Raw genomic sequence first — 12,942 nt, 5'->3', positions numbered from 1 at the left:
GTTGCTTTGGACTTGTTTTAATTGTAAAATAAGTTATATATAACTTATTCAAAGTTAAAATAGACTGAAACTTATACATTATATAAATATTAAATTTTAATTATATTTAATAAATTAAACCTATTTTAATATATCATTAAAATTTTAGGAGGACAACGGAAAAATGAATTTTGAATTAGATTTGGAGTTTTACCAAAAGATATTAGAGGCTTCTCATGACGAAATATGTGCCTCTGATAATAAAGGCATAATAATATATTGTAATAAAGCATTTGAAGAAAATTATGGTCTAAAAAAAGAGGATATTTTAGGGAAAAACGTTTCTTTTTTAGAGGAATCTGGATATTCAACAAAAAGTCCCATACCAGTTGTACTAAAAACAAAATCTAAATTTTCACTAGAACAAGATACTCAAACAGGAAAAAAACTCATTATAACTGCCACCCCTGTATTTGATGAAAATGGAGACTTAGAATTTACTGTTGAGAATTGTAGAGATATAACTGAACTTAATAATATAAAGAATAAACTTGAAGATACAAAAAAACAAGTAAAAAAATATAAATCTGAAGTGGAAACATTATATAGAACTGCTCTTAGAATTGAAGATACTGTAATTATGGATGGCCTAGTTATGAGACCCATAATAAATACAGTAAATCATGTTTCTAAAACAGATGTAAGTGTTCTTCTTTTAGGAGAATCTGGAACAGGAAAAAGTTCACTTGCTAGATATATACATCACAACAGTAACAGAGCTAATGGACCATTTATAACCATAAATTGTGCAACTATATCTCCACAACTCCTTGAATCTGAACTTTTCGGATATACTTCAGGTGCTTTTACAGGTGCAAGTACCAAGGGTAAGGTTGGACTTGTGGAATTAGCTGATGGAGGTACTCTTTTCCTAGATGAAATAGGAGATATACCACAAAATTTACAAGCAAAATTTTTGCAATTAATACAAGATAAAACTTTTACCCCAGTTGGAAGTTTAAAAAATAAAAAAGTCGACATAAGGATTATATCTGCCACAAATGCTGATTTAATTTCAAAAGTAAAAGAAAAAAAATTTAGAGAAGATTTGTATTATAGATTAAATGTTATAGAAATAAAATTACCTCCTCTTAGAGAAAGAAAAGATAATCTAGTAGAGATTATAAAATATTATTTTAATAGGTATTCAAGTGACTTTAATCTAAATAAAACTATTTCTAAAGAGGCTATAGATATTATTGCAAATTATAGATTTCCAGGTAATATAAGGGAATTACAAAATATAATTCAAAAAATACTACTTACTTGCACAAATAATCATATAACAATAGATGATTTACCAAATATTCTTATAAAAAATGTAATAATTGACAGTAGTGAAAATAAAAGGAATATATCTCAAATTGATAGAGTTATAGTATCTGATTCAATATCCATTGATTATAAGAATAAAAATTTTGACACTTTAATTATGGAGTATGAAAAAAATATAATTTTGGATGCTTATGAAAAATTTGGTAGCTCTTATAAAGTAGCTAAACACCTTGAAATGTCACAATCTAAAGCTAGTAGGTTAATTAGAAAGTATACTAATACTTAATTTTAAATTTGATAAACAAAAACTTAACACTATTTACATATTGTAAATTTGGCTATTTACTGGTATTATGAATATGGTTGAAATTATTTAAATAAATATGATTGACTTAGTTTCATATATTTACCATTAAACTTTTATCATAAATATCATATCATAATAATATATTTAATAAGTCTAACAAACTATACGAGGTGTAAATATGTTAATGAATACTCATTTTATTATGGCAAAATCAATACTTGATAATATAGATGAAAATAAAACATTCTTTATAAGTGAAAAAAACTTTATCTATGGCAATATAAAACCAGATGCTTTTTCTAAATATAAATTAAAAAAACATTATTTAGACGAGTCATTTAATATGGTTGTTTCTAAAATAAACTATTTGTGTAGTCTTACTATAGATAGTCTTTCTAAATATTTTTCAGTAAGTAGACTTAGCCAAGAGCTAGGAGTTATATGTCACTTTCTATGCGATTTTTTCTGTGTAGCTCATAGTGAACGCTGGGAATTTAAGCATAGTTTAAATAAACATGTCACTTATGAAAGAGAACTTGGAGCATTTGCAAAAGATGTTGATTTGTCTAAAATTAAAGGTACTACTATAAATAACGGCTTTGAGAAATTTTTTACTAAACTTTATAATGAATATAAAAAGAAAACTGACTATATGAATGATTTAAAGTTTTCAGCTTATACTTGTAATAGTGTTATAAATTATATATTGGATGCTATTTTATCTAATACAATAAAATCATATCATATAGCAAATTGTGGTTAATTTAAGAACTTTTAAACTTATAGTTAAGATAATCAAAATGACTGCTCTATAGAATATAAAAAATAATTTTATAATTCTTTAGAACAGTCATTTTTTATATTAAATAAACAAACTCTCTAAAATTTATTACTTAATATATTTATAGGAAAATATAAACCATTAATTTTTTATTAACTCTATAAATCCTGTATTTAACTATTTATCTCCATTATAACATCAATGGCATTTTTTACACTATCCACTACATAGTTTGCACTTTGTTTTACTTCTTCCCTTCCTTTGGACATCGCAAAACTGTACTTAAATCCTTCCAACATGCAAATATCGTTTGGAGAATCTCCAATAGTAGCAACCTCATCTTTACTTACATTTAAAGTTTTTATTACATATTCTATACTTCCTCTTTTTGAGACACTTTTAGGAACTATATTTAAAGTATATGTCCCAGAAAAATATATTTCTAATACTTCACTGAACTCACTTTTTAGATACAATTCTACTCTAGATAACTCTTCTAAGTTTTCAGAACATACTCCTATGTTTCCTATAAGATTATCAAAGCTACCTCTTTTCTCAAAATCAGGGTCCACTATGAAGTCACTAGAATAGTGTCTAAAAGCAGTTGTATCACTACCTACAATTACATCACCCTTATATTTAAAGTACAATTGTGCATCACTTGACTCAAACCTATCAATAACTTTTTTCACTAAATTGTCGTCTATAGTTCTTTTAAAAATCACATTATAATCTTTATCATGTATAAATGAACCATTTTCACATATATAGTATCCATTCATATCTAAATTGTCTTTGATAATATTACGAGCTTGTTTAAATATTCTACCTGTAGCAACATTAAACTGCACTCCCTTTTTTTCCACTTCTTCAATTGCTGATATGTCTTCTTTGGTTATAGTTCCATTTTCATACAGAGTTCCATCTAAATCACAAAATATATGTTTTATCATAAATTAAAAGCCTCCAAAAATGATTTTATATTATACTAATACTTTAAATATATCCAATATCATAATAATTTAAAGCTTTTCTAATTGTATTCTCAATTCATTAAGTAAATCTCTAGTAGCTCTTAATCTTATCTTTCTTCTATCTCCATTAAATATATTTTTTTTCACTACTGTTTTACCATTTATATATATTGCAGTATAAACTAACCCCACAGGCTTTTCCTCAGTTCCTCCACCAGGTCCTGCTACTCCAGTTGTAGATATACCTATATTAGCTTCCAGCCCTTTAGCAACGCCCTCAGCCATTTCTATTGCTGTTTGCTCACTTACTGCTCCAAACTCTTCTAAAGTTTCTTTTTTTACACCTAATCTTTTCATTTTAGCCTCGTTCGAATATGTTACACAACCTTCAAGAAACACAGAAGATATTCCTGAATAGTTTATAAGAGATGAAGAAACTAAACCTCCAGTACAAGATTCTGCAACTGCTATTGTTAAGTTTTTTTCTACAAGAAGTTTAGCAACAGCATCTTCTAATGCAGTCTCTCCTTCAGATACTGAAATATCACCTTCAGTATATATATATTTACCAACTCTATTTTTTATTTTTTCTTCTACTGGCTTTATTAATTCAAAAGCATCTTTTTCATTTTTAGCCTTTGCAGTTATTCTTATTGTAACTTCTAACTCCTTTGCATACAAAGCAACTGTTGGATTGGTTTGTTCATCAATTATATCTAGAATTTCTAATTCTAGATTTGACTCCCCTATTCCATATAGTCTTAGAGTTTTAGATACTAACATTTCATTTGTAAATTGTTGTAAGTAAGGTTTAACACTCTCATTAAACATAGCTTTCATTTCTCTTGGTGGCCCAGGTAACACTATTATGCTTTTATCATTTTTCTTTAAAATTGCTCCTGGAGCTGTCCCATTATTATTTTTTAGCACTATAGCTTCTTTTGGAAAATATACTTGTTTCATATTGTTTTCAGCCATTTTTCTTCCTGTTTTAATGAAGAAAGATTCCAAAACTTCTAATGATGGTTTATGTAATTCTAGTTCCTGACCAAAATATTCTGCTGCAGTTTCTTTTGTCATATCATCACCAGTTGGTCCAAGACCACCAGTAGTAATTACTAAATCACTTCTCTTTAAACTTTCATCAAAACATTCTAAAAGTCTTTGCTTATTGTCTCCAACTGTACTCTGATGGTATACTTCTATACCCAATGATGCAAGTTCTTTAGCCAAAAACTGAGAATTTGTATTTACTATATCTCCTAATAATATTTCTGTTCCTACACTTATTATTTCAGCTTTCAAAATTTATCACTCCTTGATTTTATAGCCATTAAGACTAGTCTTAAGTTCATAACAATAATTTTAGCAAAAATAATAACATAAATAAAGTTAAAAAATAATTTAAAGATATATTTAAATTAGATTATTAATCCAGAACCACACATAATACAAACTTCATATATAGTGGTACTTTCATCATCAACTCTTAATTCATATAATTAAGTAAGTAAATAAAAAATTTAATTTAAAATAATAAAAATCAAAATAGGAGTGTATAATATGAAAATAGCAGTTATAATGGGTGGAATATCATCAGAGAGAGAAGTTTCTTTAAACTCAGGAAGAGAAATATATAATAATCTTGATAAAAATAAATATGATGTTATAAAAGTAATAATAGATGATAAACAAGATATATTTACAAAGATACCAAAAGACGTAGATTTTGCAATCCTTGCCCTACATGGTAAGTTTGGTGAAGATGGATGTATTCAATCAATACTTGAAACTATGGATATACCATATTCTGGATGTGGACCTCTTTGCAGTGGAATGTGTATGGATAAAAATATAACTAAAAAAATGCTTAGAGACTCAAATCTTCCTACTGCTCCATGGGCTTTAGTAAAATCAGTTGATGAAATAGACTATGATGAAATAGACACGATAGGTTATCCAGTATTTATAAAGCCAAATTCAGGAGGTTCAAGTGTAGCCACATTCTTTATTCATTCTAAAGATGAAGTTGAAGAAGCAGTTCGCAAAGGACTAGAAGTTGATGAATTTGTTATGATTGAAAAATATATACCAGGCGGAGAATATACTTCATTTATACTAAACGGAGAAGTATTCCCTACTATATCTATAAAATCTGATTCAGGATTCTTTGATTATGAAGCTAAATACTCAGTTGAAAAAGGAGCAAAAGAAGAAGTTATTTATTTGGAAGAGGAACTTCAAAAAAGAGTAAATGAAATTTCTGAGACTTGTTGGAAAATTTTTAATTGCAAAGCATATGTAAGAGTTGATATGATTATAAGTGAAGGTATTCCATATGTTCTTGAACTAAATACTCTTCCTGGAATGACTCAAACTAGTCTAATTCCTAGAAGTGCAGCTGCCAGAGGTATTAAGTACAGTGAACTATTAGATAAACTTATAGAATACTCTTTAAATTAGATAAAATAATTTGAGGTGGTAATTTGATATTTTCAAATCTAAAATTAAATGATAACGAACCAATTTATATACAAATTAAAAATTATATAAGTGATATGATATCAAAAGGATTAATTCCAGACAATAGTAAGCTCCCTTCTACAAGGGAGCTTAGTCAGCTTTTGCAAGTTAGTAGAAATTCTATAGTCTTAACATATGAAGAATTAAAATCAGAAGGACTAATCTACTCTATTTCAGGAAAAGGTACATTTGTTAAATCAAAAAATAAATCTTCAAATACTACCTGGTCTTTAAATTGGGACTGTTTAGAGAGTGCATACTCCCAAAAAGCTAATGAATTGGATATTATAAAAAGTGAGATTCCTTGGAGCTCTGACTTAATCTCATTTAAAAGTATCTCTCCAGATGGAGATTTATTCGACATGGAAGAATTCAAAAAATCTTTTCTAAATAGGATATCGTTAGAAGGTCATAAATTGCTCAATTATGGATATGCACAGGGTTACAAACCTCTTATTGATTATTTACTAAAATATATGACAAACAAGGGTGTTGATATTAACAATAAAGATATACTAATCACAAATGGATTTACAGAAGGATTTGATATTATTATGTCCTCTTTTACTCAAGAAAAAGATTACATAATATGTGAAAACCCTACCCATAATACTGCTATAAAAATTATGAAATCTCATAATCTCAACATTTTAGGTGTAGATATACATGAAGATGGCTTGGATTTTAATATGTTAGAAAATCGTCTAATTGAGTACAAAAATAAAATAAAGTTTGCATATATTACACCTTCGTATCACAATCCTACAGGAATTGTAATGACTCCTGAAAATAGATACAAATTCTATAATCTTATGAAAAAGCATAACATAGCAATTATAGAAGATGGTTTCAATGAAGAATTACTCTACAATAGCTCTCATATATTTCCTATCTGTTCTCTTGATAATATGAATAATGGTGTTGTATATATTGGTAGTTTTTCAAAAATTTTATTTCCTGGAATGAGAATTGGATGGATATTTGCAGATAAAAAAGTAATCGATAAATTAGAAAGTGTGAAAAGGTGTAGAAATATACATGCTTCCTTTTTGGACCAAGGGATTTTATTTGATTATTTGAGTAATGGTGGTTTTGAAAAATATGTTAAAAAAATACGTAAATTCTATGGAGATAAATTTAACTTTGCATATGAATGTATAAAAAAATATATATATACAGAATACATCTTAGGTGATGGTGGTTTGCATATATTTATAAAGCTAAAAAACATAGACACTAGAAAACTTTTAGAAAAATGTTATGAAAAAAAGGTTATATTTATGCCTGGAGATTTATTCTTTACAGACAATTCTGGTTCTGATACTTTAAGGCTTGGATTTTCTAGATTATCTTTTGAAGATATTGAAATTGGAATAAAAATAATTGGAGAAACTATAGATGAAATGTCCTAGGTTGACTAAATATTGTTAGCCTAGTTTATTTTTATGATGTATAATATATATAGTTTATATGAATCTAACACTGGGGGATAATATGAGTAAAAAGTCAAAACGAAAAAAGATTAATAAATTAAAATTAACAATTGTAATAACTGTATTATTTCTTGCCTTATTATCTATATATGAGATACTCTTCTCTAGTCCTAACAAAAAAGATAATCTAAATAGTCAAGAAACTATGCAAAATAAAAACAATACAACAACAGATGATTCTAAAAATAATCAAAACTCTAGTAAAAAGCAGGAAGATAACAGTATTAAACCCACTTTTTCATATTCTTCAATACCAGATAATATAAAAAATAAAATGATTGGTAAATCTATGCCTTCTAATGAACCTATAAGCTTTGATAGCCTTTCTTATTTAAAACTTACATACTATGGATTTGATGAGAAAACTCATCAAGGAGAAATGATAGTAAATAGTGAACTAGCTCCAGAAGTTGTGGATATTTTTAAGGAATTATATGAAAAAAAATATCCAATTGAAAAAATCAAGCTAATAGATGATTACGATGCTATAGATGAAAAATCTATGTCTGATAATAATACCTCATCATTTTGTTATAGAACTGTAGCTGGTACAAAGGTCGTCTCAAACCATGGTAAAGGGCGTGCTATAGACATAAATCCATTACAGAACCCTCAAGTTTCTGGTGATAATATTACTCCTAAAGTAAGCACAGTCTATGCTGATAGGTCTACTTCGAAATTTGGAATGATAAAAAAGGGTGATGATTGTTATAATGCTTTTGTAAGCAGAGGTTGGAGTTGGGGTGGATATTGGAAAAACCCAGACTATCAACATTTTGAAAAATAATAGATTAGAAATAAAGGTGAATTATATGAATTTAATGACATTGGAAAACATAAGTAAAAGTTATTCTGAAAAAAAATTACTTGAAAATATATCTCTTGGAATAAATGATGGTGAAAAAATAGGACTTATCGGTGTAAATGGAACTGGTAAATCTACTTTACTTAAGATTATTGCAGGAGTTGAAGAAAGTGAAACTGGTAATATAACAAAAACTAATGGTGTTAGAATAGAATATCTACCTCAAAACCCAACTTATAATGAAAATTCAACTGTACTTGAACAAGTATTTAATGGGACTTCTGAGGAATTAAAACTACTTGGTGAATATCAAGAAATTTTAGAAAGACTTAATTCAAACTTTACAGATGAATTAAATAAAAAATTATTATCAATACATGAAAAAATAGATGCTTTAAATCTTTGGGACTTAGAGAGTGAAGCTAAATCAGTACTTACAAAGCTTGGTATAAATGACTTTAATCAAAAAATAGCAGAACTTTCTGGAGGTCAAAGAAAGAGAGTTTCTTTAGCATCAGCCCTTATTACACCATGTGAGTTTTTGATACTAGATGAGCCTACTAACCATCTAGATAATGATACTATAGATTGGCTTGAAGAATATATTAATTCAAGAAAAGGTTCACTACTTATGATAACTCATGATAGATACTTTTTGGACCGTGTTACAAATAGAATAATTGAACTAGATAAGGGCAGATTATTTAGTTATGATGGTAATTATTCGATATTTCTAGAAAAGAAAATGGAAAGACTTGCACTAGAAGAAAGTATTGAAGATAAAAGACAAAATTTAATTAGAACAGAGCTTGCTTGGGTTAGACGAGGAGCTCAAGCTCGTAGTACCAAACAAAAAGCTCGTTTACAAAGATTTGATGAACTCACAAATAGAGAAGCTTTCAAATCTGATGAAAATCTTGATATATCAGTTGCATCAAGTAGACTTGGAAATAAAATAATAGAAATACACAATATATCCAAAGCTTTTGAAGGAAATACTGTTATAGACAACTTAGAATATACTTTAGCTCGTACTGATAGAATTGGTATAATAGGTAAAAATGGTATGGGTAAATCAACTCTTATAAACATACTTGATGGAGAAATAGAACCTGATAGTGGATATATTTCAATTGGAGAAACGGTTAAAATCGGTTGTTTTTCTCAAGATGACTCTCATATGAACATTGATATGAGAGCTATAGACTATGTAAAAGAAGCTAGCGATTATATAGAAACTTCAGATGGCACTAGAATTACAGCTTCTCAGATGTGTGAAAGATTCCTTTTTAATGGTACTATGCAGTATACCTTGATAGGTAAACTATCTGGTGGTGAAAGAAGAAGATTACACCTTCTTAGAATCCTTATGACAGCTCCTAATGTGCTTCTGTTAGATGAACCTACAAATGACTTAGATATCGAGACACTTAAAATTTTAGAAGAATATCTTGATGAATTTAAAGGTGTAGTAATTACAGTATCACATGATAGATATTTCTTAGATAGAATTTGTAATAAAATATTCGCATATGAAGGAAATGGAAAAATCCATGTATATACAGGTAATTATAGTGATTATCTTATTTATAGAGAAGTTCAAGGAATTGAGTTTGAAGAGTCTAAAAAAGAGTCAATAAAAAAAGAGGACTCTACTTCTTCAAAAAAGGAAAAACCTAAAAATGATAAAAAACTCAAATTCTCATATAATGAACAAAGAGAATTTGAAAATATTGAATCTGATATAGAAAAACTTGAATCTAAAATTGCAACACTTGATGAAAGTACTTCAAAATTTTCAACTGACTTTACTAAACTTCAAGAAATTTTAGATGAAAAATCGAGACTAGAAAAGGAACTTGAACATAAATATGAGAGATGGGAATATCTGAATAATCTAGCCGATGAAATAGCTAATAATAAATAATTATATGTTAATATTAAGTTTAATAATTTCTAATTTAAAATTATAGGTTTTAAATGTATTTTCATCATTTCAACAATGAAAAAGAGGCTTATCTCTATTTTGAGATAGCCTCTTTTATAATTATCTTCTAACTTTTACATCCCGATATATCCTATAATAATTTTCCTTATATTTATATATCCAGTCTTTCAACATAATGACAATTAACTTCAATATGATTTAAAAAAACTAACAACCTTTCATAAAGTGGATAAGATTCTTCTCCGTATTTAGCTTCTAAGTTCTCACCTATTGCTCTAACAGTTCTTTGACCATCAATTTGTAAAAATACGAAACTAGAATATTCATCCAGTTCTATTTTTTTATATCTAGGTATTCTAGCTTTTAACTTTCTAAAAAACCTTTGGATTTTATGGTCTTGTTTTTCAAGTATTGTTACAATACTATTTTCATCTACTTCATATTCAAGTCCACTAGTAATTTTAAATACAATATCTAAAACATCATTACTCTTGCTCATTATTTTTTACTTTAGATAAAATAATAGGTAATGCTGTAAGTACAACTAAAACTACCAATAAAGCAATTGCCATTGAATTTGTTGCAGCAAATCCACTTGGTACTTTTGGAGTTATAACTCCAGTTACTTGTAATATTATACCTATTAAACCAATGATAGAACCACCAGCAACAAGACCAGAAGATAAACTTATACCATTAGAAACTTTAACTTCTTTTTCTTTGTCAGTTTTAGAGACTAATTCAACAAATAAACGGATTAATGCTCCAACTAATATTATAGAAGTAGTTGCTATTGGTAAATAGAATCCTATAGCTATAGTCATTATTGGTAAGTTTAATGCATATAAAACAATTGCCATAAATACTCCAACAATAATCATAACCCAAGGTAAACTACCTGACATAATACCAGAAGTTAATGTTGACATTAAGTTAGCTTGTGGCAATGCAAATTGAACATTATCACCAGTTGCTTTAAGTTGGTCAGAAAGTAATAAAATTACTCCAACAACAACTATAACACCAACTATACTTGCAATTGTAAAGTAACGTTGCATTTCGTTTTTGCTACCACCAATAATATAAGTTACTTTTTGAGATTGAGTATAACCTCCAGCTATAGCAATAGCAACAACTATAAATGAACCAAATAAAAGTAATGATTTATTAGCTTCTAAATCAGTCCAGCCCATTATAACAAATACTAATGTTACAATAACTAGAGAAGCAATAGTCATACCAGAAACTGGAAGGTTTGATGTTCCTATTGTTCCTGTTAAACGTCCTGCTACTATGACAAATAATAAAGATAATAAAAGAGATATGATAGCTCCAATAATTGCCATAACAATATTACCAGAAATTAAGAACGCTGCTAGGAATCCAACAACTACTCCACCTAATAAAAGTATCATTTGTATAGATGAACCTTCTTCTCCTTCTCCAGTACTTGATTTAGCTTTAAGTGTTTCTTTTATAGAAGCGATTATAGTTGGTATAAGTTTTATTGCACCAATAATACCACCACAAAGCATCATACCAGCACCTATATATTTTACATAACTACTAGATATAGCTCCAACATCCATTTGGTTAAGAGGCATTGCAGGATTATTCCATACCATAGCTCCATCTTTAGCCATATCTGTAAAATATCCTATTAGAGGTGCGATACCAAAGTTTGATAATATACTTCCTGCAAACATTGTTAAAGAAACTTCAAGTCCTACTATAAATCCAATTCCTAAAAGTAGAGGATTTACTTCAATATCAAATTTCCATTTGTAGAACTTACTTCCTACAAGACTCATTACATTGTTTGCTACATTTAAGAATGAACCAGTTAATACAGTAATAAATCCACTTATTACAAATCCAATTCCCATGTACTTAATTGAATCTCCACCAGCTTCTGAAGCAACAAGTGTTTCAGATATAGCCATTGATTCTGGGTACATAAGTTTACCATGCTCTTCAACTATTAAATAGTTGTGAACTATAGCAGCAACTCCTATACCAAATAAAACTCCACCAACTCCAACAGCTAAGCCTTCTAAAAATGTAATTTGGCTTCCAATTAATATAACTGCTGGTAATACGAAAATGAATCCACTTGCAACAGATTCTCCACCACTTGACATACCTTGGATTAAGTTCTTACCAAGAATACCCTTTTGACGAGCAAATGCTCCAACAAAAGCAGAACCTATTATAGCTCCTGGAATACCTGCTGCAACAGTAAGACCAGCTTTCATTCCAGAATAAGTTGTAGATGCGGCAAAAATGGCAGCTAAAATAATACCGATAATCAGTACAGCTACATTTCCACCGGTTCTGGACTTATCTGTGATGTATGGAACGTAATCTTTTCCACTAACCTCACCATAAGCACCCTTAGGTAATTTTTTGTTCATAAAATTTTCACCCCTTTTCAGTTTGTATATATTATAACATATATACATATAAAACTTAACTTTTTATTATTTTACAAATAGCGAGTTAAAATTACTAAAATTTAATCCCATATTATTATTTTCTATTTTTAGATATTTTTATGCTAATATTCTTTTTATTTTTCAATTATACTAAAAAGTGTTAAGATAAAAAATAAAAAAATTTTTTAATATAAAATTAAATTTGTTAAAAAAACACTTTAAAACGCGTAAAAGTATAAAAAATACAATAATCACTCTTATAAACAAATTTTCATCACAGTAAAAATGTACAGAAAATTCTTTCTTTTATGTAAATTGATTTATACTAAAAAACAGGTGTCATAAAGAATTTTTTGAAATTA

10 protein-coding genes are annotated in these 12,942 nt (G+C 28.1%); 6 read left to right on the top strand and 4 right to left on the bottom strand.

The genetic code is table 11. The features are described 5' to 3' along the window. Positions 1-163 precede the first annotated feature (163 nt). Together ACTG47_RS07025 and ACTG47_RS07020 are read left to right on the top strand one after the other, a co-directional pair. Positions 164-1,600, top strand: a complete 1,437-nt coding sequence (locus ACTG47_RS07025) for a sigma-54 interaction domain-containing protein (RefSeq protein ID WP_479926602.1) — start codon at positions 164-166, stop codon at positions 1,598-1,600. 199 nt (positions 1,601-1,799) lie between these two features. Continuing rightward, on the top strand, positions 1,800-2,384 hold the full coding sequence (locus ACTG47_RS07020; protein ID WP_169465455.1) for a zinc dependent phospholipase C family protein: 585 nt from the start codon (positions 1,800-1,802) through the stop codon (positions 2,382-2,384). A 191-nt stretch (positions 2,385-2,575) separates the two neighbouring features. Here ACTG47_RS07020 and ACTG47_RS07015 read toward each other — a convergent pair whose 3' ends face one another. Both ACTG47_RS07015 and ACTG47_RS07010 read right to left on the bottom strand, forming a co-directional pair. After that, entirely contained in the window at positions 2,576-3,355 is a 780-nt protein-coding gene (locus ACTG47_RS07015; protein WP_479926601.1) for an HAD family hydrolase, read from the bottom strand. 69 nt (positions 3,356-3,424) lie between these two features. Further along, a complete protein-coding gene (locus ACTG47_RS07010) occupies positions 3,425-4,681 on the bottom strand; it encodes a competence/damage-inducible protein A (RefSeq protein ID WP_479926600.1) in 1,257 nt (418 codons plus the stop codon). A gap of 258 nt (positions 4,682-4,939) precedes the next feature. Here ACTG47_RS07010 and ACTG47_RS07005 point away from each other — a divergent pair, with 258 nt between their 5' ends. From ACTG47_RS07005 to ACTG47_RS06990, 4 genes are all read left to right on the top strand, one after another. After that, complete coding sequence (locus ACTG47_RS07005) at positions 4,940-5,839, top strand: D-alanine--D-alanine ligase (protein WP_169465460.1); 900 nt, start codon at positions 4,940-4,942, stop codon at positions 5,837-5,839. Positions 5,840-5,862: 23 nt separating this feature from the next. Continuing rightward, on the top strand, positions 5,863-7,311 hold the full coding sequence (gene ddlR / locus ACTG47_RS07000; protein ID WP_479926599.1) for a MocR-like transcriptional regulator DdlR: 1,449 nt from the start codon (positions 5,863-5,865) through the stop codon (positions 7,309-7,311). Between the two features lie 82 nt (positions 7,312-7,393). Next, positions 7,394-8,179 carry a M15 family metallopeptidase gene (locus tag ACTG47_RS06995; RefSeq protein WP_479926598.1) on the top strand — a complete coding sequence of 262 codons (786 nt, stop codon included), beginning with the start codon at positions 7,394-7,396 and terminating at the stop codon, positions 8,177-8,179. Continuing rightward, positions 8,169-10,124, top strand: coding sequence for an ABC transporter ATP-binding protein (locus tag ACTG47_RS06990; RefSeq protein ID WP_479926597.1), 1,956 nt, complete (start codon positions 8,169-8,171; stop codon positions 10,122-10,124). Before ACTG47_RS06995 ends, ACTG47_RS06990 begins: the two co-directional genes overlap by 11 nt. A 172-nt stretch (positions 10,125-10,296) precedes the next feature. On the opposite strand, the gene ACTG47_RS06985 is transcribed toward ACTG47_RS06990, so the two are convergent. Further along, complete coding sequence (locus tag ACTG47_RS06985) at positions 10,297-10,644, bottom strand: PqqD family protein (protein ID WP_169465466.1); 348 nt, start codon at positions 10,642-10,644, stop codon at positions 10,297-10,299. Further along, a complete protein-coding gene (locus ACTG47_RS06980) occupies positions 10,631-12,559 on the bottom strand; it encodes an OPT family oligopeptide transporter (RefSeq protein ID WP_479926596.1) in 1,929 nt (642 codons plus the stop codon). The genes ACTG47_RS06985 and ACTG47_RS06980 overlap by 14 nt, the downstream gene beginning before the upstream one ends. Between the last annotated feature and the right edge of the window lie 383 nt (positions 12,560-12,942).

It is taken from the genome of Clostridioides sp. LIBA-6622 (assembly GCF_056716095.1).
This window is presented reverse-complemented; position numbering and strand designations above follow the sequence as displayed.

What these genes read in the sequence shown, in the direction of transcription:
- ACTG47_RS07025 (WP_479926602.1), top strand. Translation starts at nt 164, where the DNA reads ATGAATTTTGAATTAGATTTGGAGTTTTACCAAAAGATATTAGAGGCT.
- ACTG47_RS07020 (WP_169465455.1), top strand. Translation starts at nt 1,800, where the DNA reads ATGTTAATGAATACTCATTTTATTATGGCAAAATCAATACTTGATAAT.
- ACTG47_RS07015 (WP_479926601.1), bottom strand. Translation starts at nt 3,355, where the DNA reads ATGATAAAACATATATTTTGTGATTTAGATGGAACTCTGTATGAAAAT.
- ACTG47_RS07005 (WP_169465460.1), top strand. Translation starts at nt 4,940, where the DNA reads ATGAAAATAGCAGTTATAATGGGTGGAATATCATCAGAGAGAGAAGTT.
- ACTG47_RS06995 (WP_479926598.1), top strand. Translation starts at nt 7,394, where the DNA reads ATGAGTAAAAAGTCAAAACGAAAAAAGATTAATAAATTAAAATTAACA.
- ACTG47_RS06985 (WP_169465466.1), bottom strand. Translation starts at nt 10,644, where the DNA reads ATGAGCAAGAGTAATGATGTTTTAGATATTGTATTTAAAATTACTAGT.
- ACTG47_RS06980 (WP_479926596.1), bottom strand. Translation starts at nt 12,559, where the DNA reads ATGAACAAAAAATTACCTAAGGGTGCTTATGGTGAGGTTAGTGGAAAA.